This is a genomic window from Ureibacillus thermosphaericus (genome assembly GCF_012396605.1).
Classification (GTDB): Bacteria; Bacillota; Bacilli; order Bacillales_A; family Planococcaceae; genus Ureibacillus; species Ureibacillus thermosphaericus.
Genome location: NZ_JAAXPW010000003.1, coordinates 76,128 through 101,528 on the forward strand (window position 1 = coordinate 76,128; position 25,401 = coordinate 101,528).

Sequence of the window (25,401 nt, forward strand, 5' to 3'; positions counted from 1 at the left end):
CATTACAATAACATTCAATTAAAAAAGGCTAGGACAAATTGTCCTAACCATGTTTAGAGTGTAGAAGGGATTTGAAATGCTGAACCAATTTCAGCGTCCTCTTCTAAAACTAATATACCTTTTTCTTGAGGAGCATTTGGAATTGCTAATTCTCTAGCTGAACAAATCATGCCATAAGAATCTACACCACGTAATTGAGAAGGTTTAATTACCATTCCTGAAGGCATAACCGCGCCAATTTTGGCAACTACCACTTTTTGACCTGCTTCAACATTTGGTGCTCCACAAACGATTTGTAATACTTCATCCCCTACATTGACTTTACAAACACTAAGCTTATCTGCATTTGGATGTTTTTCCTTCTCTTCCACATATCCGACAACAAATTTTGGTGACAAGTCAACGTTTATAGTTACCTCAACATTATTTTTATTTAATGCAGATTGGATTTTTTGAACAAGCTCCTCTGTTACTTCCACATTACCATTCACATTCAATTCAACATATTTACTTGCATTAAATAAATTAAACCCTTTCACTTCACCAGTTGTTTTTTCTTTGATAAGAGCTACATCCCCTACTCGCTCTACTGATGGGGTTACAACTTCCTCAGTTGTAAGTTGAACTAATAAAACATCGCCAACATGTTCTTTATTGTACGCTACAATCATTGATCTTTCGTCTCCTTTTTTATTCGATTTTTTGCTAATATGAAAATCGGCGTCAGCTCTCCATTATCATATACGAAGGATAGTGATGTAATTGGTACACGGCCAATTGAAAAGAAATGCATCGTCATTTGGGCTAGCACATCATAACCTGTTTCATTTCGAATATCCCCAATGATTAGCACGTCTTGATGAGGAACGGAAATTGTCATATCTCCTTTAATTTTTTCCCTCATCTCTTTTAAAAAGGTTTCATTTAATATGCGGCTCGCATCATAGCCATCGTTTTCATTAACAAAATAAAATATGTTTCCTGCTACTTCATCTTTTTTTACATTCGTTGACAACTTTTTTACTGAAAAGCGGGCTATTTCCCGGATTTGTTCACCAGTAGCATTTAATTTCGAAAGCATTGACTCATCAATTAATCGATAAGTTGTACCTAAATCCAAAGCATAAAAAATGCGGGTTTCTGCCGTGTGATCTGACGTAATGAAGGGATGCCCCTCTTTCGATTTCAATGGGAAAGAAGTGGAACGAATAATCGGGAATATGTTAGATAATTGATGTATTTCTTCAGCTTGCTCTTTTTCCATCGCAATAAAAGTCTGTTCAATCGTATAGACTACATCTTCTAACGCTTGTTCTTTTCTCTCATTATATTTTGCGATAATCTCAGGAAGATTAATATCCATTCCTTTTCCAAGATTTTTATGATCTAAACGTAGTTTATTATCTTTGCGATTGTACGAGTAATTAAACCTTTCAATACCTAATCGTCTTTTTAACTCTTCTACAAGCTGCTCAGGTTTCACTAAAATCACTTCCTTATGTGCACAAATAAACGGCTCACTTCAGTGAACCGTTTTAATTTTCATACATTTATTGTATCAGAAGAAACATTGGACAGTCGATTAGAATGAATTTTAGTACAGTACTTCTACTGAACGAGCAATTAACATCATTTCTACTAACTTATTATCCATATGCTTATTATTGGATATCGTAGAAACTTTTACACCACCGCTACTAGCAATCAGTTCGAATTGCCCTTCATCATGTTCCAGTACCATTGTAAATCCAAAAGCACCATCTAGTTCAACTGGTTGCTCTTTTACTATTTTTTTCGTTGAATTATTTTTCAATAAGTCATAGTGAAGCTGACTATCTTCTTTTTCATTAACATTCACAAATAAAATATATTTATCTTTTCCTTTTGATAGTATGTAATTGTTTTCATCATCTGTTTCTTTTATGCTATATCCTGATGGCAAGTATAACTCGATTTGTCCAATCTTTTTATTTGGTTCTCTTGGCGATTCTTCAAATACTGTTTGTGCACTAGCTACACCTATATTGATTTGCTCTTCTACGGATTTTCCACAACCGGCTAATCCAAGCAACGATATACAGCTAATGGTTAATAGTAACCATTTTTTCATTTTTCATTTCACTTCCTTTACCCATACTACATTTTAGTAGGATATCGAATAGAGTGCAATCTTAAAGTCTAATTTTAGAATAATAGATAAAAAATAGGAAAATTTTATCATTATTTCTCCTTTTTTAAAAAAAAATATTGTCCAATCAATAATGTAACGATATGTTCAAACATTTCCTTACGATCAACCAAATTCGCTGTTAATACGCCAATTGCTCCTTTATGATGGCGCGTATCTTTTTCATTCGTATACTCATCCATAATAGGACCTAACTCTTTTCCCGCGCGTAGTTTTTTTGCAATTTCTTCAGGCAACATAAATTGTGCTCCAGCTGCAGTCAAAACTTGACCATTTTTTAATGCCAGTGCACCCCAATTGCAACAATACATGATTCCATCTATTTCACGAACTCCGCCTTCAAGACCAAAATTCAATTCTGCCCCAGTTGCTTCTAACGTATTTAAAGCACGGTTAATAGCGCCTTGTCGGGTTTCTTCATCAGAAAATGGTTGGGATGAAACATTTGAAGGAACATCCACTTCTAGAAATTCAATATCATCAAAATATGTATTCACTACGTTTTGCACCGCTTTTACTTTTGCACGGTTATGTGTTCCAATTGCTACTTTCATGTTGCACCCTCATTTCTCTTTACTTTATTATGTTCTAGTTATTTCATAGAAATTCATTACATTGTTTTTACAGGTATGTTACAGAAACAACAAACTGTTGATTTTCGCTACATGGGGAAGCGAAAGGGCAGGAACACCACCGCCTTTCGCTCATATCAACCAATAGAAATTCATTTGGACAAATTCCCCAATTATATAGAACATAAAGAAATCTTTTTAAGGATTTTGAAGAATTGTATCAACAGTCGTACGATCTAATGCTCGAATTAGCTTAACTAATAGTTCTTTCACAGCTAAATAATCGTCAACATGAATTATGGATGCAGATGTATGAATATAGCGAGAACAAATGCCAATAACCGCACTTGGAACGCCGCCGTTCATCGTATGAACTTTTCCAGCATCTGTACCACCATGTGATACAAAATATTGATATGGAATTTGGTTGGATTCTGCAGTGTCTAATATAAATTCTCGCAATGTGCGATGAGTTACCATCGTCGGGTCGTATATTCTCAATAATACGCCTTTACCTAACTGGCCGAATTCCTTTTCACTTGTCATATCATTTGCAGCAGAGGCATCTAATGCAAAAAATAAATCAGGTTGAATCATGTAAGAGGATACTTGTGCACCTCGTAGCCCTACTTCTTCCATGACATTGGCACCAGAATAAAGATGATTCACCATTTTTTCATCTTTTAATTCCTTTAAAAGTTCGATGGCTAGTCCGCAACCATATCGATTATCCCAAGCCTTTGCCATTATTTTTTTCGGATTGGCCATTACTGTAAATGGACAAACTGGTAAAATGGATTGTCCAGGACGTATCCCCATGTTAATGGCATCTTCTTTACTGTCAGCTCCGACATCAATGAGCATATCTTTTATATCCGTTGGTTTCTTACGTTGTTCTTCTGTCAATAAATGAGGTGGAGTAGATGCAATCACTCCGGGTATTTCTCGTTCATTTGTATAAATTATCACTCGCTGCGCAAACAATACTTGACTATTCCAGCCCCCTAACGTTTGAAAGCGAATCATTCCACGGTCGGTAATGCTCGTTACCATAAAAGCTACCTCATCCATATGACCCGCTACTAAAATTTTGGGCGCATCCTTTTCTTCCGACTTGCGCAAGCCAAAAATTCCACCTAAATTATCTTGTACAATTTCGTCTGCATATTTTTCGAGTTCTGAACGCATAAATGCTCGCACTGAATGCTCATTTCCAGGTGCCCCTGGAAGTTCCGTCAATGTTTTAAATAATTGTAAAGTCTCTTCATTCATTCGGAACACTCCCTCATTATTTACTCGTTCTATTTTAACATAATCAATTGAAAACGTTGGAAATTAAGAAAGGTTTGTTCTAAACGAAAAGATTTATTTAATTGGATCCTTAAAAAAGGGAAATCTAAGTTATTTATAGAAAAGAGTATATATTCAATAAAATGATTTATCCTGCTTTCAGAAGACTGAAAAAATGATTTCATGATAAAATGGAAATTAGGAGGGAAAAGTTAATGAATTTACGTGATTTTATGTTAGGTGTAACAACAGGTTTAGCTGCGGCAGTCATTATAAAAGAAGCTTCAGAACGTATACAACCGTTTATGAATGCAAATCAAGTATTGGAAAATATTAAAGATGAATTTAGAAAAGAAAGCCCTATCGATGGTTCATGGATTTATATGAAGCCTGAAAATTATCATAACGGGGTTATGACAATCCCTGTTTATCGAGGCGGTATTTCAAGAGTATTAGATGGTGAAGTGGAAAACTTTGAATTTGCAGCGGATGCTCGTTCAGGAGTAATCGTTGAACTAAAGAAAGCATAGTCAATGCTTTTAAATAAAAAAGATGGGATACCCCATCTTTTTTATTTAAAATTGAATTTTCGCTTCTTTACTTCTTTTCAATGAATCAATTATGTCTTTCCCTGATTCATCCCACTGTACCATACGATAATACGCATCGTGATAAAAAATAAATTTATATCCATTCGTATAAGCTTCTTTTAATAGCTTCTCTTTAGCAAAAATGCTTGTCATTGGATAATCATCATATGCCATTACCCATAGAGGGTTTTGATGGGCATGAGTTGGCATAATGTCCGCCATATGAATTAACGTTTCGCCTTTTTGCTTCAATTTCACAATGGCATGTCCGTCACTATGGCCGCCTGTATGAATCATTTCAATTCCTGGTGCAACTTCAATAAAGTCAGTAAAAGTAACAACTTGGTCTTGAATTGGCTCCCAATTTTCCGCCCAGTACGTTGCTTTTGAACGAATATTCGGATTGCGCATTTCATCCCATTCAATTTGGGAAACATAAATTTTGGCTTTTGGGAAAGTGGAAACCAATCGGTCCCCTTCATATTTCGTCAATCCACTGGCATGATCAAAGTGCATATGGGTCATCAAGATTCCATCAATATCTTCAACTGTCATACCTAATTTTTGTAAGCTCTCTTCAATATTTGACTGTTCCGTTACACCATAGTTGCGGATTTGCTTTTCATTTAATTTATTTCCAATTCCGCTGTCAATCATATAATTTTTTCCATTATATTGAATGAGAATTGGTTCACATGCTAGTTCGATTTGATTTTTTTCGTTTACTGGGTATTTTCTTGACCATAGTGGTTTTGGAACAACCCCAAACATGGCACCCCCGTCTAGTGACGTTACGCCACCATCTAACCATGTCAATGTCATATCGTGAAAATGTAGTTTGTCCATCCATTTCTCCCCCTAAAATATGAAAATGTCTATGAAATCAATTGAAACTTCAATTGGAATTTATCAAAAAATAGTGAGGGAAGTTTCAATAGATCATCAAAATTATTTCTTTACAAACTGAGCTTCTAATCGATAAATCGGCTGACCTAATGAAGAAAACTTTTCTTCATACTCAGTTCGTATATTATCTTCTGGTTCATTTGCATGTAAATCTAAAGAAACATCTTTCAACTTCATGCCATATTGGGACATTGATACCAATGAATATTCAAAAAGCCCTCGGTTATCTGTTTTAAAGTGGATTTCACCTTCATCTATCAAAATCGACTCATAGATTTTCAAAAACTTTTCATGAGTCAATCTACGTTTTGCATGCCGTTTCTTTGGCCAAGGATCAGAGAAATTCAAGTAAACGCGATGTACCTCATTTTTTTGAAAAATTTTCTCCAATTCTTCAGCGTTCACTCTCAATAATCGCAAATTGGGAGGCGAACCTGCTTCCAACGCTTTTTGTAATGCTTTTACAATAACTTTATCAAATAATTCGATTCCAATATAATTAATTTCTGGATTGGCTTGAGCCATGCCAACAATAAATTGCCCTCTTCCAGAACCGACTTCAATATGCAGCGGACGATCATTTCCAAAAAGCTCATTCCACTTCCCTTTATATTCTTCGGGATTCGGAATCACCATTTCAGGATGTTGTTGAATAAATTCTCGCGCCCATGGTTTATTACGTAATCTCACTTTATACCCTACTTTCTATGTTGTTCATTCATTTTACGTATGCAAACTATGCTTTTTAAAAATAACTGTTTCTATTTATAGAATAAATTATTATGTAACAATTACAACCGTTCATAAAGAAATTAATTTTTCCAGGAATAGAGATACTCTTATTTATTACACTTTCTTCTTTATGTATATCAACGAATAAGTAGTTGTTTATTTTACTGCTCCAAATTTTGAGGATTCAAAATATCGCGGCTATGTGAAGTTGTCTCCACATTATTCAAAATCGCATGTGCCGCTTGTAATTGCATTTTTTTCAAAGGAGATGGAGAATATTTTAATTGCTGTAACCACGTTGTATACCCACGCTTATCAATGATTTGAACGTTAAAAGGCGTCAGCGAATAATCAAAATAGCCATTCCGTGATAGCAATATTTTTCGAATCGGAAAATCTACCTGATGCTTATTAAATAGTTGTGACACAATTGCTTCCATTCGATTTAATTGAATGAACGGATTCAACATTTTTTCACTTCTTTTTCCTACTTTTTTCGTCCAGAATCGTTCTCCGTCACCAACATATACAGCAGACTCTTCTTCTTCCACAAGCGTGATACATAAACATTCGGTCGGTGTTAAGATAATGACATCTAGTTCTATCGGCGCTTTTTTAATTTTAATAACAGGATAGTAAAATACTAAATAATTATCAGGCAAACGCTGAAGAACTGTTCTTAAAAAACTGTCTCTAAAAAAACGAGGATCGACATATGATTTTTCTAATAGCGTTGAACTCGCCCATTTTATTTGAAAATGGAAAAATTGATCAAGAAACATACGTTTTAACTCTTCAATACTATCTGGATGATAAACGATATGTGGCTCAAAGTACAAAGTGGACTCTTCATCAACTTCTCCTTCTTCATCCGGCATCGCTTCATGGGAGACATCAACAGATTCAATATCCTCTTGTTCTTTTATTCGCTTTTGATTGAACCATTTTTTTATAAAGGAGAAGCGGTTCGATTGTTCTTCTTCTTCAATGTGTTCCCAAGATAATGGTTCTTCTCCAGTTAGCCATTGTTGTTTTACCTTTTCCCATTGGGTTCTTTTTAATCTGACATATTGTGTTGGATATCTTGTTAAATCAATTTGATATCTCGAAATATAATCCTGTAGTTTAATTAGTTGAGCCAATGAAAACACTCTCCTACATACTCTCTCGAATTCATTTTACATGACTACTTTAAAAATTCATAGTAACGCTCACATTTAAAAATGAAAAAAGTACCCTCAAAGTATGAGGATACTTTTGTTTTAGTGGTTTAAAAGCAAAACCAAACTATTCTCAATTCAGATTATATATGAAGCGGTTTTGGAATTTTTGTTTCAAATTGTTTTTGTAATTTACGAGTCCATTCTCCAACTTTTCCATCTCGAATCAACTTACCATCTATTTCAATAACCGGCGTAATTTCAGAAGTTGTACTTGTTACAAATAATTCATCCATTTTCAATGCTTCATGAGTTGTAAATGGAATTTCTTTTACAGGCATATTAATTTCATTTGCACAAGCTATGACAACGTCGCGAGTGATTCCTTTTAAAATCATATTGTTTGCAGGATGCGTATACAATATACCATCTTTTATTCCAAATACATTTGAAGAAGAGCCTTCTGTTACTGTATTATTTCGATGTAGAATCGCTTCATAGCAGCCTTTTTCATGAGCTTCTTGTTTTGCTAATACTGCACCAAGCAAGTTCAATGATTTAATATCACATCGTAACCAACGGATATCTTCCACAAAGGTAGCTTTTACACCTTTTTCAAGATTTTCTAATGGTCGTGGATTTTCTTTCGTATAACCAATGATTACTGGTTTTACAGTATTCTCAGGGAATTGATGCGCACGAGGCGAAGTTCCGCGAGTAACTTGAAAATAAATATGCCCAGTGTTTAATTCATTTTTTTCCACTAATTCATGTAGCAATTGATGAAATTTATCCTTTGTATATGGAATCGTAATTCGTATTTTTTCAGCTGATGCATATAATCGGTCAATATGTTCATTTACAGTAAACATTTCACCGTTATATACTTTCACAACTTCATATACGCCATCACCGAATTGATAACCGCGATCTTCTTTATCAATTTTGACTTCTTCATCTTTCACAATTTGGTCATTCCATAAAGTGTATCCCATTTTCCCACATCCTTCATTTTTTCGCTGCTAATTCAATAATTGCTTCTGCATATATTGCAGCAGACTTCACTAAGTTGTCAATGACAACATACTCATCTTTTTGATGAGCCACATCAGGTTCTCCAGGAAATAAACTGCCGAATGCCACCCCTTTTTTCAACACTCTTGCATAAGTTCCGCCACCGGTTGATAGTGGTTTAGATTCATCGCCAGTATATCGTCGATAAACTTTTAACAATGTTTGAATCAATTCATCATCTTCAGGAATGTAATGAGGGCTTGAATTTGATATTACTGTTAAATTAAAAGGATATTTCGATAAACGCTCTGTGGCTTCTCGAATTTTTTCTTCATATGGATAAGTGACAGAATAACGCATGCTGACGAGTATATTTCCTCCTCTTTCTGAATCAAAAGAAACTACTCCAGCATTCAATGTTGTTGGTCCTGACATTTCGTCTATATAATCGAAACCTAGAGCTTTCCCATATACATCACTAAAAGCATCGACAATAAAAGAAACAAATGCTTTACTTGCGTCGGTTGATAAATGTTGTTTTAAAAATTTCGCAAGCAAAACTGCAGCATTTATTCCTTTTTCAGGTTCCATTGCGTGGGCAGATTTTCCTGTTACCGCTATTATAACCTGTTCTCCCTCTCTAGTGAAAGATGCTTCTTCATTAAATTGTTTAAAATATTCATAGAATTCTTTTTCAAAATCAGATGAAACATTTTTTACTATCGCTTTTGCAAAATCAGGAACCATATTATGTCGATCACCTGATTTAAAGGAAACGAGTTGCTCATTATGAGACAAAGGACTCGTTTGAGAAAACTGAATTACAGCAATTCCCTTTTCAGCATTGATGAGAGGAAAGTCTGCATCTGGAACAAAACCTATATCAGGCATTTCTTCTTTTTTGAAGTAATGTTCAACACACCGGAATCCTGATTCTTCATCAGTACCTATAATTAAGCGAACCCGTTTGGACAGTGGGATACCGGCATCTTTCACCATTTTCATAGCAAGATATGCCGCCATTGTCGGTCCTTTATCATCAATGGCACCACGGCCATACAACTTTCCGTCTTTTACGATCCCTTCAAATGGTGGATAAGTCCAATTATCACCAGCTGGAACAACATCTACATGACAAAGAATACCGAGAATTTCTTTTCCCTCTCCCATTTCAATGTGTCCTGCATAATGATCTACATTTTTCACTTTAAATCCTTCTTTTGAAGCTTTCGAAAGTAGCCACTCTAACGCCTTCTTAGGTCCATTTCCAAATGGTGCATCTTCTGTTTTATTCTCTTCATCCAATACACTTTTAATTCGAATAATTTGCTGCAGTCCTTCAATCAATTCGTTTTTTCTTTGTTCTGCTAATGTCAAAAAGTTCATGTATTTCACCTCTTTGATTAATAATTAAGGAGTTTCAAAAAAAAATTAAAAAGGTATAAAACCCTTTATATTAACGTATTCTTTGAATAATAAAACACAAAAATTATCTTTATATCGTTTTGAATTGTGGAAAAATTAATAGTTTATTGCTATAATGATTCTGTCAAATGTATTTTTTGACAAAAAATTCTGAAAAGGGGATGTCTAGGGCAGAAATTTAGACCTCTCATTCATTTGTTAGTCGTCCGCTGGTCTTTGCCATGTGAATTAAGATGAAGGAGTGGTTCATGAATATGAAACCCGCTACAAATAGAATGCTAACTCGCATTAAAGACGTGTACTTGTACATTCGGGAGAATGGAACAGTAACTACACAGGATTTAGTTGAAGAGTTTAACATCACTCCTCGCACCATTCAAAGAGATTTGAATGTGTTAGCCTTTAACAACTTGGTAGAAAGTCCAAGTAGAGGCAAATGGACAACGACGAAGAAAAAAGTAAAATTAACTTCATAGAGATAGAAATACAATATATGCTATATTTTATTGCATACAGAAAATTAACGAGTGACCTTACGTCGGGGTCACTCTTTTTTATTCACATACTCTCTTATTGATTTTATTTCTTCTTCTGTTAGCTCACGATATTCCCCGTATTTTAAATTAGAATCCAATGTTAAGTTCCCCATTGATAAACGTTTTAAAAATATCACTTTTTTATTGACAGCTTCAAACATCCTCTTTACTTGATGAAATTTACCTTCGTAGATCGTTAATTCGATTTCAGAAGTATCTCCGGACTTTAAAATAGTCAATTCTCCCGGTGTTGTGACCGTGCCATCATCCAACACGACTCCTTCTTTGAAGGCCAAAATATCTTCTTCCGTTACGATGCCATCAATTTTTGCATAGTAGGTTTTCGGCACATGTTTTTTCGGTGATAACAGCTGATGGGCTAAATTTCCATCATTCGTTAACAACAATAATCCTACAGTGTCTTTATCTAATCTACCAACAGGAAAAGGTTGATAGTGTCGATCGATTGGGCTTAATAAGTCAATCACGGTCTTTTCTCGAAGATCTTCCGTTGCCGAAATAACACCTTTTGGCTTATTCAACATTAAATAAATGAATTCTTTATAATCTAATTTTTCTCCGAGCACAAAGATTTCTTGACTCATTGGGTTTACGTGCATGGCAGGATCTTTCACAACTTTCCCATCAACTGTCACATGCTCTTTTTTCAACAACTGCTTTACTTCTTTTCGAGAGCCAAATCCAGAATTGGCAAGTATTTTATCTAAACGCATAATTTTCTACACCTACTTTAACCCGAATTTCCCTGCTATACGAGAAATTCGCTCTCCTAATAATTTTTGAGCTAACCCTGTTTTAAAGCTTATAAATGCATAAACATATACGCCAATCGCGACACAAATGGATGCCACAATTAAACTGGACAATTTACTATCAACTGGTCCAAATAACCATACTAATCCTTTATGCGCCAACAACACACAAGCAGCCATCACAGCTGTTAAGATAACGATGAGCAAAGTGCGTCTTAATACGATTTTCGATTGATAATTTAATACTTTCTTTAATACGATGAAGTTTATGGCAATCGAAACTGAATAACCAATTGCTGTCGAAAGAATTGCTCCATCCGCTTGCATTGCTTCAATAAGCGGCGTATTCAGCACTAACTTTATAAGAATACCTGTTAACAAGCTGAAAACAATCCACTTTTGAAAGTCAATGCCTTGTAAAAGTGCGGCTGTTACTTGGAATAAAGCAAATAAAATCGCTACTGGAGCATAGTGAGCAAGCACTTTCGCTCCCATTTCACTTTGAGCATACAAAAGGAAGTAAATTTCATGAGATAATAATGCAATTCCAATTACTGCAGGCAATGTGATGAAAAATAATATTTGATAAGACTTATCCATTGCCCCTTTCAATAATTGAAATTCACCACTGTTGAAATATTTTGCAATCGTTGGTACCAGTGCTAAAGATAAGCTAGTTGCTAGCATTACGGGAATAATAACTACTTTGTGAGTTGTAAAGTTAATCATACTTAAATATAGATCAGATACTTCTGACATCCCAATGTTTTTCATTGCATTATTAAATGTCAACATATCGACTAATTGAAAAAGAGGGTTGGCGATTCCGACGAAAATCATTGGTATGGAATAGCGTATCACTTCCATATAAATTTCAGTTAATTTAATGTCAGAGTTTCTGCTGCTTTGACTTCTAAGCTCATTCATTTGAGGTCGATATTTTTTCCAATAATAAATTAATACGAAAAGTCCTCCTATTGCACCGATAAAGGCAGCAAATACTGATAATGCAATAGCTGTTTCAGCTTTCCCTTTTAAAAGGATCATCACAATGAATGAAGCACAAAGTAAGAATAGAATACGCACAATTTGTTCCACTAGTTGTGAGTATGCTGTCGGCTCCATAATTCCATATCCTTGGAAAAAGCCACGCCACAAGCTCATAAATGGAACGACAATTAAAGCAAAACTAACCCATCGAATCACTGAAGCCACTTGTTCCACTGTGAAAACTTGCTCTTCACTTCGTATGACAATTTCTGCAATCGGTGATGCAAGTAAGTTTAATAATAAAAATGTCAAAAATCCTGTGACCATCATTGTGAGCAGTCCAGATTTTAACAACTTCCGTCCCGCTTCATAATCACCTATCGTATTATACTTAGCTACAAACTTTGATACTGCAACTGGTGCGCCTGAAATAGCCACAGACAGCATGATGGTATATGGAATATAAGCATATTGGTAGAGGATAACGTTTTCTTCTCCGACAATTGCATAAAAAGGGAATACATAGATTAATCCAAGTACTTTCGATAAAAACATGCCAATTGTTAATATAGCTGTACCTTTCATTAAAGAGGACATCAAATTCATCCATTCTATAAAGGATTTTTTATAATCATCACATTCATTATTATGTATTTTTAACGTTTATGCAGTTTATTAGTTCTTTTTAATTCAAGTAAATAATCATAGTATATAATTTTACATCAAAAAATAAGCACTACCTCATATTCTTTTGAGATAGTCCTTTATCAGAAACTATAAAATCTATAACATTGAAAGAATCGCACCGGTTCCCCAGATACAGAGAAAACCGGTACGAAACAAACTCATGAACGATTCATTTTTATTTCTCATCAATAAAGAAACGCTTATACCACACAAGGAAAACATATACTGTCCAAATGTATCTTGCGCGATTTGCTTTATTATGGTAATGCTCATCTAAATATTTCATTAATTGATTCGTATCAAAAAATTCCTTCGCATAATCAGATTGAAAAGCTTCTTTGACCATATTATAATACTTCTCTTCTCGAAGCCAATGGCGAATTGGAACAGGGAAACCGAGCTTTGGACGCTTTGCCCATTCTTCAGGAAGCTCTTTTAAAGCAGCAAGTCTTAATGCAAATTTTGTATCTTTTTCATTCACACGATAATTTGTAGGAATGTTTTTTGCTAATTCCATCACTTTTTTATCTAAAAACGGTACACGCAGTTCCAAAGAATGAGCCATACTCATCTTATCTGCTTTCAGTAAAATATCTCCCGGCAACCAAAGATTTAAATCTAAATATTGCATTTTCGTTACGTCATCTTCATATGGTACTTCATCGTAAATCGGTTTTGTTATTGAATGAACACTAGGGCCAGTACGATAAGCTGGTTTTAATACGTTTAAGGCATCTTCTTCATCCCACACAACTGCTTCCCCAATGAAGCGTTCTTCGATTGTTTGTCCACCTTTTATTAAGAAGTTCGTATATTTATTTTTCGGAAGTTTCTTTGCAATAGCTCCAATGATTTTTCTTAAGCCGAACGGAATTTTTTCATAGGTTTCCATTCGCTTCGAAGGTTGGTACCATTCATAACCTCCAAAAATCTCGTCTGCTCCTTCCCCAGATAAAACAACCGTTACATCTTTACTCGCTAATTCACAAAGGAAATAAAGCGGTACAGATGAAGGGTTGGATTGTGGTTCATCCATATGCCATTGAATGGTAGGCAGTTTTTCAAATACATCATCAGCAGATACATATGTGCGTTTATTTTCGATATTGAGAATATCGGATAATTCTTTTGCATGATCCGTTTCGTTGAACATTTTTTCGTAATTTTTAAATCCAACAGAGAAAGATGTATTTGGGCGCAATAATGAAGTTACGTAACTGGAATCAATCCCTCCAGATAAAAAGGAACCAACTTTCACATCACTTATTTTGTGAGCCTCAACTGATTCTTTCACTGTTTTTTGGATTTCTTCAACATAATGTTCCAACGTGCCATCTTTCGCATGGTATTTTTTATCCCAATATTTTTCCATTTTTACGATTTTGCCCTCTTTAATAATCATGTAGTGGGCAGGTCGTAATTTATAAACTCCTTTAAAGAACGTTTCGTCCATAGATGAATATTGGAATGTTAAGTACGGACGTAAAGCATCTTTATTTAATTCTTTAATAAATGAAGGATGGGGCAAAAATGATTTAATTTCAGATCCGAAAATGAACGTATTATCTTTTGTATTTTTTGTATAATATAACGGCTTAATTCCAAAACCATCGCGGGCTATCATCATTTGATTGCGGTTTTTATCCCAAATACAAAAGGCAAACATACCGCGCAGTTGTTTTACAAACTCTTCACCATATTCCATGTAACTATAAATCAGTACTTCGCTGTCTGACTTTGTTTTAAATTGATAGCCTTTATTAATTAGCTCTTCCCGCAATTGTTGGAAATTATAAATTTCCCCGTTAAAAACCAAAACGATGCTTCCATCCTCACTATAGAGAGGCTGATTTGCTGCATCAGTTAAATCGATGATGCTTAGACGACGAAATCCTAGGGAAACTTTTTCATCAATATGTATGCCTCCGCTGTCTGGTCCACGATGTATAATTGTATCCATCATTTTTTCAATTGTTTGGTGATGGTCTATTTTCTCCGTTCCATGTATATATCCAATAAATCCACACATTACTTTTCGCCTCAACTTTCTGCATAACAAAATTATTTTATCAGAAATTGCTCCGTAATCATACCGAATTATGATTATAAAACGATTCTACTTAAGATTCAATGAATCTTCTCAATTGTACTAAACTCGACAAAGCTAGACAATTTCTAGATAATTTTTCTATATGGACTTGCTACTTATATTTTTTCCAAATGCTATTCCTTTTTACAATTCCAAAAGATTTATATTTTCATCCATCCAGCGTGTATAATATGAAATGAAAAAATCTAAATGAAAGAGAGATTTTCTTATGTACGACTGTATTGTAATCGGAGGCGGTCCATCCGGTTTAATGGCTGCTATAGCGGCTGGTGAACAAAAGAAAAAAGTATTGCTAATTGAAAAAGGAAATAAACTTGGAAAAAAACTTGCGATTTCAGGCGGCGGTCGCTGCAATGTTACCAACCAATTACCTGTTGAGGAAATCATTAAACATATACCGGGAAATGGTCGTTTTCTTTATAGCGCCTTTTCCATTTTTAACAACGAAGATATCATACAATTTTTTGAAAGATTAGGTGTACCGCTTAAGGAAGAAGATCACGGGCGCATGTTTCCTGTCTCCAACCGAGCACAAGATGTGGTTGATGCCTTGACGCGTGAATTAAAACGCTTGAACGTAGAAATACGATTACAAACTTCTGTCAGCAAAATATTAATGGATGATGAAAAAGTTTTAGGGGTTCGTCTACAAGATGGTTCTGAAATTCGTTCAAAAACAGTAATCGTGGCAGTTGGCGGCAAAGCGGTTCCTCAAACTGGTTCGACTGGAGATGGATATCCTTGGGCAGAACGAGCAGGTCATACAGTTACAGAATTATTCCCGACAGAGGTGCCGATTATATCGAAGGAGCCTTTTATTCAATCTCGGGACTTGCAAGGTTTATCATTAAGAGATGTAGCGGTTTCCGTATTAAATAAAAAAGGAAAACCCATTATTACTCATCAAATGGACATGCTCTTTACTCACTTTGGGATAAGTGGACCAGCCATATTGCGGTGTAGCCAATTTGTTGTGAAAGAATTAAAGAAAAATAGTGGTGCACCTGTTCAAATTCGTATACAAATCTTAACCAACTATAATGAAGAAACTTGTTTCCAATACTTAAATCAACTTCTAAAAAAGGAACCGAAAAAATCGATAAAAAATTTATTAAAACCGTTAGCTCCTGAGAGATGGCTATTATTTTTACTTGAAAGAGCAAATATCGATGCTTCAAAATCTTGCGCAGAAATTTCACAAGAACATATACGAAAATTAGCTCATGAGCTTGTATCGTTTACAATGGATGTCCATGGTACGCTGCCTTTAGAAAAAGCATTTGTTACTGGTGGTGGTGTGTCCATTAAGGAAATTGATCCTAAAACGATGGCCTCGAAGAAAAAGAAGGGATTATATTTTTGTGGTGAAATTTTAGATATTCATGGTTATACGGGAGGCTATAATATTACAAGTGCTCTTGTAACAGGACGTATTGCAGGAATGAATGCAGGAAAATAAATTTCATTGCTTCTGCCATGTCTTATCGAACAGGAGAGAATTTTTTACTTAATTCCCTTTTCGACATGGCAGAAGAATGAAATGAAAAATATGTTTATGCGTTTGTTTTCTCTTTATGGAATTCTCTTCCATCCGTAACTGCATCTACATATCCAGCACGGATGACGAAATCTCCGAAATACTCTCCTTCAAGCCGCTCATTTGCATAATGTTCAAAAATCGGCCTTAAAGTAGCTAATATTTCTTCTTCTCCTATATTTTCTTTATACAATTTAGCAAGTCGAGTACCTTGGAAACTTCCTCCTAAATGTAAATTGTATTTTCCAGGACCTTTTCCGATGAATCCAATTTCAGCCATAGCTGCTCTAGAACAACCATTCGGACAGCCAGACATCCGAATCACAATATCTTGATCAAATAAGCCGTATTCTTTTAAAATTGGTTCAATTTTTTGAATAAGGGTAGGTAAATACCGCTCAGACTCAGCCATCGCCAATCCGCAAGTTGGCAATGCAACACAAGCGATCGAATTTCTGCGTAGAGCTGAGTAATTGTCACTTTCCGTTAATTGATATTTTTCAATGATTTTATCAATGTTTTTTTTCGATCTTGGGCTTACATTGGCAATGACTAAATTTTGATTTCCTGTAAAGCGAAACTCACCTTTATGAATTTCAGCAATTTCTCGTAATGCGGTTTTTAATGGATAATTTTCAAAATCGCGGACACGGCCATTTTGAATAAATAATGTGAAATGATATTTACCATCTTCCCCTTTAACCCAACCATAACGATCGCCCGTGTGTTCAAAACGGAAGTCACGAGCTTCTTCAAATTCATATCCTAATCGTTTTTCGATTTCTTTCTTCACATTTTCTAAACCAAGTCGATCGATGGTGTATTTGAAGCGAGCATATTTACGTACTGAACGATTACCGTAGTCTCGCTGTACAGTCATAATTTTTTCACAAACATCAACGATTTTATCTTTCGAAACATATCCTATAATTCTCGCTAACTGAGGATAAGTGTTTGTATCCCCATGAGTCATTCCCATTCCTCCACCGATTGCCACATTGAAACCAACCAATTCATCATTTTCAACAATGGCAATTAAGCCGATATCTTGAGAAAAGACATCTACATCATTAGCAGGTGGAACAGCGATACCAATTTTAAATTTACGTGGTAAATAAAGAGCACCGTAAATAGGTTCTTGTTCCTCATGCGTATCTACAACTTTTTCATGATCTAACCAGATTTCATAATAAGCGTTTGTTCGAGGCAATAAATGTTGGCTGATTTTTGCTGCGTAATCAGATACTTCTTGATGCAGTTTAGATTGATAAGGATTTGCATTACACATGACGTTGCGATTTACGTCTCCACATGCAGCAATTGTATCAAGCAAAATACTATTTAACTCTTGTAAATGTTTTTTCATATTCCATTTTAAAATTCCATGGAATTGGATTGTTTGTCGTGTTGTAATTTTGATTGAACCGTTTCCATATTTATCAGCCAGTTCATCTAATTTTATCCATTGATTTGTTTTTGCAACTCCAGCTGGCATACGCAAACGCACCATAAATTGGTATGCCGGCTCTAATTTTTTACGTTCCCTTTCTACCCTTTGATCCCTGTCATCTTGCAAATAACTTCCATGGAATTTTAATAATCGATTATCCCAATCAGGAATACCGGATGTAACTTCATCTTGAAAAGATTCAGCCAATGTTCCACGCAAATAGTTACTTGCTTGCTTAATCTCCTCTACATCACTAGGTTTTCCCTCTTGGGGTGGTAACACAATTTTTTTTGTCACGTTTGCTTCCTCCTTAGTAAACATCCCGCTGATAACGTTTTTGCTTACGCAATTCTTCTAAATATTCCATTGCATCTTCTTCCGACTTGTTGCCTTCCTGTTGAATAATTCGGAGCAACGTCTCTTGCACATCTTTTGCCATGTTTTTATCACCGCAGACGTAAACAGCTGCCCCTTTTTCTAACCATGCATACAATTCTTTTGCATGCTTAAGCATTTTATGTTGTACATATACTTTTTCCTCTTGATCTCGAGAAAAAGCAACATCAAGTTTCGTCAACACTCCAGATTTAAGCCAGTTTAACCATTCCCTTTGATATAGGAAATCTGTTACGAAATGTTGATCTCCAAAGAACAACCAGTTTTCTCCACTAGCACCGCGCTCTTCTCGCTCTTGAACAAATGCGCGAAAAGGAGCTACACCTGTTCCTGGACCAATCATAATGATAGGTGTATCATCATCTACAAGTTTAAAGTTTGGATTTTTCTGAACATATACTTGTACTTGATCTCCCACTTCTAATTGATCGGCAACATATGTCGAGCAAACACCTAGTCTTTCTCTACCATCTACTTCATAACGAACAACACCGATTGTGACATGGGCTTCTTCAGGATATGCTAATAAGCTGCTTGAAATGGAATATTGTCGGGCAGGAATTTTACGCAAACAGTTGATGAAACCTTGGGCATCCCAATTAAATGGTCCAAATTGTTCCACAACATCTAATAAATCTCGACCATTCATAAATTGTTTTAAAGTTTCCTGATTTTCGATTAATGCATGGAAATCTTTATTTTCCGTATACTCTGCGATTTTATTCATCAACGGCTTTGTTAAAAGTGTTATTTCAAATGTCTTTAATAACGCTTCTTCAAGTGTAACAGATGTTCCATCCACATCGACTTTTGTGCTTGCCTCAAATCCTAATGCAGAAATTAAAGAGTTCACAAGTGTTTGATTGTTAATCGGGATGATAGCTAAACAATCCCCTGGTTCAAAAGCAATTCCTGAATTTTCAAGAGAAAGTTCCAGATGGATTGTTTCTTTATTGGAACCTTGCCCGTTTAAATTAATCTTTTCAATGATTTCTGCAACAAAAGGATTTTTGCGAGAATATTCCGTCTCTTCTTGTAATACAGTCGCTGCTGCTTCTTGTTCAGAAGGAGTGAATTGTGTAAATTCACTATGCAATTTCTCCTTTACTTCTCCAAACCACTTTTCTGCTTGTTCTGCATAATCAACATCACAATCAACCCGATCCACTAGGCGTTTTGCCCCTAGTTTTTCTAGCTGAATATCAAAATCTTTACCAGTTTGACAGAAATATTCATAGCTAGAGTCGCCTAATGCAAGTACAGCGTATTGTACATGATCTAATTTTGGCGCTCGTTTTCCATGTAAAAAGCTGTGGAAAGCAATCGCGTTATCTGGTGGCTCTCCTTCGCCGTGGGTACTTGCTACAATCAGTAAATATTGAGCTTTTTTCAATGCATTCGTTTTATAATCACTCATTGATGAAACCGAAACTTCTAAACCTATCTGTTGAAGCTGGTCGCCAAACTTTTCTGCAAGTTTTTGTGCGTTTCCAGTCTGACTGGCATAAAGGATTGTCACATGTTTTTGAATTGGGGAAGATGCAACGGCTTGTTGAGTCATTTCTCTAGGAGCTTCTATAACGCCAATGTTCGCACTTGCAGTTAAATATCCAGTTAACCAAATTTTTTGTTGGGGAGTTAACGTTGCTAACACTTCATTTAACTGCTTTACTTGTTTTTCATTAAATGGACTATTGATGACTTCTAACACTCTGCACACCTCGATAAAATAAATTCTTTTCTTACTTCAATCGAATCTTTTCGTTTTTTTCGATTTGAATAATAAAATTATCTTGAACAATTAAAGTGATTGAACCGTAATTCATTGTGCTAATCATTTTTTTAATACTTTCCATTGCCTTCTCAAAATTTTGTTGTTTTTTATCCATTTCAATCACTCCCTACAAATGAATATAGTGATTCTTCAATTCTCTCAATGAAAACTTGACGCACATTGTCGTCATAACCTAAACATTCACACAACACCACTTGTTCTTTCAAAAATCCTTGTTTCGCTACCCTTTTCTCAATGCCTAATTTTAATAACCCTGTAAATAATAAATAAGGAATTATGAATACCCGATTTTTGCTTTCATTTAATTTCATTAATTTTTCGTCGAAGGATGGTCCGTTACCATACAAAAAGCAAATATCAACTTTTGCATATTCGTATGTTTGTTGAAGGAGTTTTGCAATTTCTCCTAGTTCCTTCTGTACACTTGGATCACTGCTTCCCCTCCCAATCAACAAAATCTCCGTTTCCTTTGGGTCTACTGGACTTTGTTCCATTACTCGGCTGTGTAAACTATGAATAAGCTTTTCATGAACGCCGAGAGGCTTTCCAATCGTAAAGGCAACAAAAGGATATCGTCTTTTTGCTTGTTCGATTTCAGATGGAATATCGATTTTTGCATGATTTGCAGAAAGCAATAATAGTGGGATTACTGTAATGCATGTTGCTCCTTTCGAAACACATTGCTCTATTCCTTTTAAAATCGATGGTTCTGCCAGTTCTAAAAAACAATATTCTTGAATGCCAACATCGATATAGGATTTTACTGTTTCAATAAACTGAATCGCTTCTTTTACACCCTCTTTTACTCGGCTACCATGAGCAACATACAACAATGCTTGCAATTTCATCCCTCCTGTTTACACAGTTTCACGTAAAGTCGACTGACATTCTTCAAACCACGCAATCTTTTCACGCATTTTCACAACTTCTCCTACTATAATCATTGAAGGATTTTTTATTTTCTCTTCACTAGCGATGCTTACAATCGTTTCTAACGTACCCGTAACAACTCTTTGATGGCTCGTAGTTCCCCATTCAATTAAAGCTACAGGAATAGTTGGATTTCGCTTATATTTCAACAATTGCTCTGTAATGTATGGCAAATTACCAATACCCATATAAATTGCTAACGTATCGACTGATTCTGATAAACCTTTCCAATCAATTCCTTCGTCTTTTCCCTCTCTCATATGACCAGTAATAATTGCAAAGGTCGAACCAAAATCTCTATGAGTTACAGGAATTCCAGCATATGCAGGTGCAGCAATACCAGAGGTAATGCCTGGCACAATTTCAAACGGAATGCCCGCTTCCCTCAAGACCTCTGCTTCTTCTGCCCCACGCCCAAATACGAAAGGGTCTCCACCTTTCAACCTTGTAACAATTTTCCCTCTTTTTGCATGGTGTACAAGCAATTGGTTTATTCTTTCTTGTATGACATTATGTAATTTTGGTAACTTTCCGACAAAGATTAGTTCAGCGTTTGGTTTCGCATAAGTAAGCAACTCTTTTGATACAAGACGGTCGTACAAAATAACATCTGCTTGTTGAATACATCTCAAACCTTTTACCGTTATTAAATCGACACTGCCAGGACCAGCCCCTACAATATATACTTTTCCCATTTTGTTCCCTCACGTTTTTCCTGAAATATACAATGATAATCATGAATACTAAAAACCTTGAATTCTTATAAAACAACTAAGTTTTATGTTTTTTATATATTACGAAATACCCTATACCATTTCAATACTTTTTTCTAAATTAAGCATAATGAATCAGTTTTTTCAAAACAGCCAAACCAATTAGAACCAATATAAAAACATGCATTAACAAAAAGACCATAATATCCCCTTGAACACAAGTACTCGTGTCTTTATGTTCATCCGGAGAATATTACGGCCTCTAGTTTTCTAGTCAGCACTTTAATCCATAGTAATTTGGTATAAATAATAAGGTCACAAACTTAATAAGTCAATAGAATTTTTTATAATTCTATAAATTTAGTAAGAATTATTTACATAAAAAATAACAATGACTCAAAAGGTTTCTTACTTTTGAGCCATTGTTTTCAACAAATGCTTTTTATTTCACAACAATATTGACAAGTTTTCCTGGAATGGTAATCACTTTAACAATTTCTTTTCCTTCAACAAGTTCTTTCACTTTTTCGTCTTCTTTTGCAATTTCTTCTAATTGTTCTTTTGATGCATCTTTCGCTACTTTCACTTTTGAGCGGACTTTCCCGTTAACTTGAACTACAATTTCTACTTCATCATCAACGAGTTTTGATTCATCATAAGTTGGCCAAGGTTCATATGTAATTGTATCCTCATGGCCTAAAATTGACCAAAGTTCTTCACCAATATGTGGTGCAATTGGAGAAAGCATTTTTACAAAGCCTTCTGCATACTCTTTTGGTACTACTTCTACTTTATAACATTCATTGATGAACACCATTAGTTGAGAAATTGCTGTATTGAAATGTAAGTGATCGTAGTCTTCAGACACTTTCTTTACTGTTTGATGATAAACTTTTTCCAACGTTTTATCATCGGACTCTTGAATTTTATTAGAAAGTGTCCCATCTTCGTTTACAAATAGTCTCCAAATTCGATCTAAGAAACGTCTTGCTCCATCTAGCCCCTTCGTAGACCATGCAACAGAAGCATCTAGAGGACCCATGAACATTTCATAAAGTCTCAACGTGTCTGCACCATGGCTTCGCACAATGTCGTCAGGGTTTACAACGTTACCTCTTGATTTAGACATTTTTTCATTATTTTCTCCTAAAATCATTCCTTGGTTGAATAATTTTTGGAAAGGTTCTTTCGTTGGAACAACGCCAATATCGTATAAGAATTTATGCCAGAAGCGAGCGTATAGCAAGTGAAGAACAGCATGTTCCGCACCACCAATGTAAATATCTACTGGCAACCAGCGTTTTAAAAGCTCTTCATCTGCAAGTTTTTCTTTGTTATTTGGGTCGATATAGCGCAAGAAATACCAGCTGGATCCTGCCCATTGAGGCATTGTATTAGTTTCACGACGACCTTTCTTACCTGTTTTCGGATCTACTACATTTACCCAATCTTCAATATTTGCTAGTGGAGATTCTCCTGTACCACTTGGGCGAATATCGTTTGTTTTAGGCAAGCGGAGAGGTAACTCTTCCTCAGGTACTGTTGTCATTGTGCCATCTTCCCAATGGATAATCGGAATTGGCTCGCCCCAATAACGTTGACGGCTAAATAACCAATCACGCAGACGATAAGATACTTTTCTTTCTCCTACGCCTTTTTCTTCCAACCACTCGATGGCTTTCTTAATTGCATCTTCTTTTCCTAAACCATTTAGGAAATCGGAGTTGATATGTGGTCCATCTCCAGTAAACGCTTCTTCTTCTATATTTCCGCCTTCTAAAACAGGAATGATTGGTAAATTGAACTTTTTCGCAAATTCATAGTCTCTCTCGTCGTGTGCAGGTACTGCCATAATAGCACCTGTTCCATATGAAGAAAGCACATAGTCCGCAATCCAAATTGGAATAGCTTTTCCGTTAACAGGGTTAATGGCATATGCACCAGTAAATACACCTGTTTTTTCTTTTGCTAAATCTGTACGTTCTAAATCAGATTTAGATTGTACTTGTTCAATATAAGCATCCACTTGTTCTTTTTGTTCAGGAGTCGTAATTTCTTTTACTAAATCATGTTCCGGTGCAAGAACACAATATGTCGCTCCGAACAATGTGTCAGGACGTGTTGTGAACACACGGAATTGTTTGTCAGTACCTTGTACAGTAAATGTAACTTCAGCACCTTCTGAACGGCCAATCCAATTTCGTTGCATTTCTTTAATGCTTTCAGGCCAATCCAACTCATCTAAATCTTCCAATAAGCGGTCAGCGTATGCTGTAATTTTTAGCATCCACTGTTTCATTGGTTTACGTATTACCGGATGCCCTCCGCGTTCTGATTTACCATCAATAACTTCTTCATTGGCAAGCACAGTACCAAGAGCTGGACACCAGTTTACAGGTACCTCATCAATGTATGCTAATCCATGTTTATATAATTGAATAAAAATCCATTGTGTCCATTTATAATATTCTGGATCTGTTGTATTGATTTCCCGATCCCAGTCATATGAAAATCCTAATTCTTGAATTTGACGTTTGAAGTTCTCGATATTTTGTTGAGTGAACTCGGCAGGATCGTTACCTGTATCTAATGCATATTGCTCAGCAGGGAGTCCAAACGCATCCCATCCCATTGGATGAAGGACATCATAACCTTGCATGCGTTTATAACGAGATAATATATCTGTCGCTGTATAGCCTTCTGGGTGACCTACATGCAAACCTGATCCAGATGGATAAGGGAACATGTCCAATGCGTAAAATTTAGGTTTCGAATTATCGTTTAATGTTTTAAAGGTTTTATTTTGCGCCCAATACGTCTGCCATTTCTTCTCAATTTCTCGATGATTGTAACTCACGGGTACTTCCTCCTTGACCTAATTTATTGCAACCTTTTTTACTACATACGTGAAACAATAAATTGCCTATCCGTATATTATCCTAAAAGTGGTAGAATTAACGGAATTTTTAAAAAAATAAAAAAACTCGCCCCAACCCAAAGAGAAGGGACGAGAGCATGTTACTCCCGCGGTACCACCCAAATTAGTGACACATGCACTCAGCTCATACCCTTAACGCGGTGAACGGTTTTAGCTACTACTTTTCACTAAAACAGACTCAAAGGCGAGTTCGATTTGTCTGCTTACTAGCTCCCACCAACCGCTAGCTCTCTGTTAAAGCGTCAAAATCTACTATTCCTTCTCCTAGTCGTACATATTTTCAATGAATTCATTTTAATGGAAATATAGAAATTATACAAGCCCTATGAATACAAATCTTAATGTATATTATTTTAGACTAAATTTCCTCATATGGCTAGTTTTTCACCAGTTATTCTGTATTTCTTTTCTTTATTTCCTTCAGTATATTTGAAACAATTCGAACAACGTAATAAACCGCTCCCCCAAATCCGATAATGGCTAGAGCAAAAAATGCGGAATGCTTGAAAAAACCCAGTATCATGCTTAGAAGATAAATAAAAAAGAACATGATGAATCCAATAGCATTTCCTATCCCCATTATTTGAAATATCAACCCTAAACTCCCCTTTTTTTCTAATCGATATAATATTACCTATTATAACCAATATTGTAAATTTTAATATAAAC

At 35.5% G+C, this 25,401-nt stretch carries 23 protein-coding genes and 1 other annotated feature; of the genes, 3 read left to right on the plus strand and 20 right to left on the minus strand.

Going from position 1 to position 25,401, the window contains the following annotated elements; all coding sequences use genetic code 11:
* Window positions 1–53 precede the first annotated feature (53 nt).
* The 5 genes from ytpR to HF990_RS02580 all read right to left on the minus strand — a co-directional run bounded on the left by ytpR (window position 54) and on the right by HF990_RS02580 (window position 4,032).
* Window positions 54–671 (minus strand): YtpR family tRNA-binding protein, encoded by a 618-nt coding sequence (gene ytpR, locus HF990_RS02560; protein ID WP_016837072.1) that lies wholly within the window; start codon window positions 669–671, stop codon window positions 54–56.
* A complete protein-coding gene (locus HF990_RS02565) occupies window positions 668–1,483 on the minus strand; it encodes a DUF1444 domain-containing protein (protein WP_016837071.1) in 816 nt (271 codons plus the stop codon). The genes ytpR and HF990_RS02565 overlap by 4 nt, the downstream gene beginning before the upstream one ends.
* A gap of 111 nt (window positions 1,484–1,594) precedes the next feature.
* Window positions 1,595–2,110, minus strand: coding sequence for a hypothetical protein (locus tag HF990_RS02570; protein WP_016837070.1), 516 nt, complete (start codon window positions 2,108–2,110; stop codon window positions 1,595–1,597).
* A 110-nt stretch (window positions 2,111–2,220) separates the two neighbouring features.
* Complete coding sequence (locus HF990_RS02575; RefSeq protein ID WP_168411928.1) at window positions 2,221–2,742, minus strand: DUF84 family protein; 522 nt, start codon at window positions 2,740–2,742, stop codon at window positions 2,221–2,223.
* Between the two features lie 216 nt (window positions 2,743–2,958).
* Window positions 2,959–4,032 (minus strand): M42 family metallopeptidase, encoded by a 1,074-nt coding sequence (locus tag HF990_RS02580; protein ID WP_168411929.1) that lies wholly within the window; start codon window positions 4,030–4,032, stop codon window positions 2,959–2,961.
* A gap of 233 nt (window positions 4,033–4,265) precedes the next feature.
* Between HF990_RS02580 and HF990_RS02585 the strand changes: the two genes are divergently transcribed.
* Complete coding sequence (locus tag HF990_RS02585) at window positions 4,266–4,580, plus strand: hypothetical protein (protein WP_016837067.1); 315 nt, start codon at window positions 4,266–4,268, stop codon at window positions 4,578–4,580.
* Window positions 4,581–4,625: 45 nt separating this feature from the next.
* Here HF990_RS02585 and HF990_RS02590 read toward each other — a convergent pair whose 3' ends face one another.
* From HF990_RS02590 to pepV, 5 genes are all read right to left on the minus strand, one after another.
* Entirely contained in the window at window positions 4,626–5,486 is an 861-nt protein-coding gene (locus tag HF990_RS02590) for a YtnP family quorum-quenching lactonase (protein ID WP_016837066.1), read from the minus strand.
* A 102-nt stretch (window positions 5,487–5,588) separates the two neighbouring features.
* Window positions 5,589–6,236, minus strand: coding sequence for a tRNA (guanosine(46)-N7)-methyltransferase TrmB (gene trmB / locus HF990_RS02595; protein ID WP_168411930.1), 648 nt, complete (start codon window positions 6,234–6,236; stop codon window positions 5,589–5,591).
* A 203-nt stretch (window positions 6,237–6,439) separates the two neighbouring features.
* Window positions 6,440–7,420 carry a nuclease-related domain-containing protein gene (locus HF990_RS02600; protein ID WP_168411931.1) on the minus strand — a complete coding sequence of 327 codons (981 nt, stop codon included), beginning with the start codon at window positions 7,418–7,420 and terminating at the stop codon, window positions 6,440–6,442.
* A 161-nt stretch (window positions 7,421–7,581) separates the two neighbouring features.
* Complete coding sequence (dat, locus tag HF990_RS02605; protein WP_016837063.1) at window positions 7,582–8,433, minus strand: D-amino-acid transaminase; 852 nt, start codon at window positions 8,431–8,433, stop codon at window positions 7,582–7,584.
* Window positions 8,434–8,446: 13 nt separating this feature from the next.
* Window positions 8,447–9,838: a dipeptidase PepV gene (gene pepV / locus HF990_RS02610; RefSeq protein WP_016837062.1), complete on the minus strand. Its 1,392-nt coding sequence runs from the start codon at window positions 9,836–9,838 to the stop codon at window positions 8,447–8,449.
* 293 nt (window positions 9,839–10,131) lie between these two features.
* Here pepV and HF990_RS02615 point away from each other — a divergent pair, with 293 nt between their 5' ends.
* Window positions 10,132–10,353: a DeoR family transcriptional regulator gene (locus HF990_RS02615; protein WP_026018962.1), complete on the plus strand. Its 222-nt coding sequence runs from the start codon at window positions 10,132–10,134 to the stop codon at window positions 10,351–10,353.
* A 68-nt stretch (window positions 10,354–10,421) separates the two neighbouring features.
* On the opposite strand, the gene HF990_RS02620 is transcribed toward HF990_RS02615, so the two are convergent.
* The 3 genes from HF990_RS02620 to asnB form a co-directional block, all read right to left on the minus strand.
* A complete protein-coding gene (locus tag HF990_RS02620; RefSeq protein ID WP_016837058.1) occupies window positions 10,422–11,147 on the minus strand; it encodes a pseudouridine synthase in 726 nt (241 codons plus the stop codon).
* 12 nt (window positions 11,148–11,159) lie between these two features.
* The gene (locus HF990_RS02625) at window positions 11,160–12,773 is read right to left on the minus strand and encodes a putative polysaccharide biosynthesis protein (protein ID WP_016837057.1); all 1,614 of its coding nucleotides are present in this window, start codon (window positions 12,771–12,773) and stop codon (window positions 11,160–11,162) included.
* 265 nt (window positions 12,774–13,038) lie between these two features.
* Window positions 13,039–14,892, minus strand: coding sequence for an asparagine synthase (glutamine-hydrolyzing) (gene asnB / locus HF990_RS02630; protein ID WP_168411932.1), 1,854 nt, complete (start codon window positions 14,890–14,892; stop codon window positions 13,039–13,041).
* Between the two features lie 289 nt (window positions 14,893–15,181).
* Here asnB and HF990_RS02635 point away from each other — a divergent pair, with 289 nt between their 5' ends.
* Window positions 15,182–16,432: a BaiN/RdsA family NAD(P)/FAD-dependent oxidoreductase gene (locus tag HF990_RS02635; RefSeq protein WP_168411933.1), complete on the plus strand. Its 1,251-nt coding sequence runs from the start codon at window positions 15,182–15,184 to the stop codon at window positions 16,430–16,432.
* A gap of 94 nt (window positions 16,433–16,526) precedes the next feature.
* Here the strand turns inward: HF990_RS02635 and cysI are convergent, their stop codons facing one another.
* The 7 genes from cysI to HF990_RS02670 form a co-directional block, all read right to left on the minus strand.
* On the minus strand, window positions 16,527–18,257 hold the full coding sequence (gene cysI / locus HF990_RS02640; protein WP_311733626.1) for an assimilatory sulfite reductase (NADPH) hemoprotein subunit: 1,731 nt from the start codon (window positions 18,255–18,257) through the stop codon (window positions 16,527–16,529).
* Window positions 18,258–18,270: 13 nt separating this feature from the next.
* Complete coding sequence (locus tag HF990_RS02645) at window positions 18,271–20,067, minus strand: assimilatory sulfite reductase (NADPH) flavoprotein subunit (RefSeq protein ID WP_016837053.1); 1,797 nt, start codon at window positions 20,065–20,067, stop codon at window positions 18,271–18,273.
* 31 nt (window positions 20,068–20,098) lie between these two features.
* On the minus strand, window positions 20,099–20,212 hold the full coding sequence (locus HF990_RS02650) for a DUF2292 domain-containing protein (protein WP_408056479.1): 114 nt from the start codon (window positions 20,210–20,212) through the stop codon (window positions 20,099–20,101).
* A 34-nt stretch (window positions 20,213–20,246) separates the two neighbouring features.
* Window positions 20,247–20,993: a sirohydrochlorin chelatase gene (locus tag HF990_RS02655; protein WP_168411935.1), complete on the minus strand. Its 747-nt coding sequence runs from the start codon at window positions 20,991–20,993 to the stop codon at window positions 20,247–20,249.
* A gap of 15 nt (window positions 20,994–21,008) precedes the next feature.
* Window positions 21,009–21,776 carry a uroporphyrinogen-III C-methyltransferase gene (cobA, locus tag HF990_RS02660; RefSeq protein ID WP_016837050.1) on the minus strand — a complete coding sequence of 256 codons (768 nt, stop codon included), beginning with the start codon at window positions 21,774–21,776 and terminating at the stop codon, window positions 21,009–21,011.
* A 460-nt stretch (window positions 21,777–22,236) separates the two neighbouring features.
* A complete protein-coding gene (leuS, locus tag HF990_RS02665) occupies window positions 22,237–24,651 on the minus strand; it encodes a leucine--tRNA ligase (protein ID WP_016837049.1) in 2,415 nt (804 codons plus the stop codon).
* 143 nt (window positions 24,652–24,794) lie between these two features.
* Window positions 24,795–25,007, minus strand: a binding site (T-box leader).
* 116 nt (window positions 25,008–25,123) lie between these two features.
* A complete protein-coding gene (locus tag HF990_RS02670) occupies window positions 25,124–25,327 on the minus strand; it encodes a hypothetical protein (protein ID WP_016837048.1) in 204 nt (67 codons plus the stop codon).
* Between the last annotated feature and the right edge of the window lie 74 nt (window positions 25,328–25,401).

Bases quoted from the DNA above. Each gene is read 5' to 3' on its own strand.
- ytpR (WP_016837072.1), bottom strand. From the start codon at position 671: ATGATTGTAGCGTACAATAAAGAACATGTTGGCGATGTTTTATTAGTT.
- HF990_RS02570 (WP_016837070.1), bottom strand. From the start codon at position 2,110: ATGAAAAAATGGTTACTATTAACCATTAGCTGTATATCGTTGCTTGGA.
- HF990_RS02575 (WP_168411928.1), bottom strand. From the start codon at position 2,742: ATGAAAGTAGCAATTGGAACACATAACCGTGCAAAAGTAAAAGCGGTG.
- HF990_RS02580 (WP_168411929.1), bottom strand. From the start codon at position 4,032: ATGAATGAAGAGACTTTACAATTATTTAAAACATTGACGGAACTTCCA.
- HF990_RS02585 (WP_016837067.1), top strand. From the start codon at position 4,266: ATGAATTTACGTGATTTTATGTTAGGTGTAACAACAGGTTTAGCTGCG.
- HF990_RS02590 (WP_016837066.1), bottom strand. From the start codon at position 5,486: ATGGACAAACTACATTTTCACGATATGACATTGACATGGTTAGATGGT.
- dat (WP_016837063.1), bottom strand. From the start codon at position 8,433: ATGGGATACACTTTATGGAATGACCAAATTGTGAAAGATGAAGAAGTC.
- pepV (WP_016837062.1), bottom strand. From the start codon at position 9,838: ATGAACTTTTTGACATTAGCAGAACAAAGAAAAAACGAATTGATTGAA.
- HF990_RS02615 (WP_026018962.1), top strand. From the start codon at position 10,132: ATGAAACCCGCTACAAATAGAATGCTAACTCGCATTAAAGACGTGTAC.
- HF990_RS02620 (WP_016837058.1), bottom strand. From the start codon at position 11,147: ATGCGTTTAGATAAAATACTTGCCAATTCTGGATTTGGCTCTCGAAAA.
- HF990_RS02625 (WP_016837057.1), bottom strand. From the start codon at position 12,773: ATGTCCTCTTTAATGAAAGGTACAGCTATATTAACAATTGGCATGTTT.
- asnB (WP_168411932.1), bottom strand. From the start codon at position 14,892: ATGTGTGGATTTATTGGATATATACATGGAACGGAGAAAATAGACCAT.
- HF990_RS02635 (WP_168411933.1), top strand. From the start codon at position 15,182: ATGTACGACTGTATTGTAATCGGAGGCGGTCCATCCGGTTTAATGGCT.
- HF990_RS02650 (WP_408056479.1), bottom strand. From the start codon at position 20,212: ATGGAAAGTATTAAAAAAATGATTAGCACAATGAATTACGGTTCAATC.
- cobA (WP_016837050.1), bottom strand. From the start codon at position 21,776: ATGGGAAAAGTATATATTGTAGGGGCTGGTCCTGGCAGTGTCGATTTA.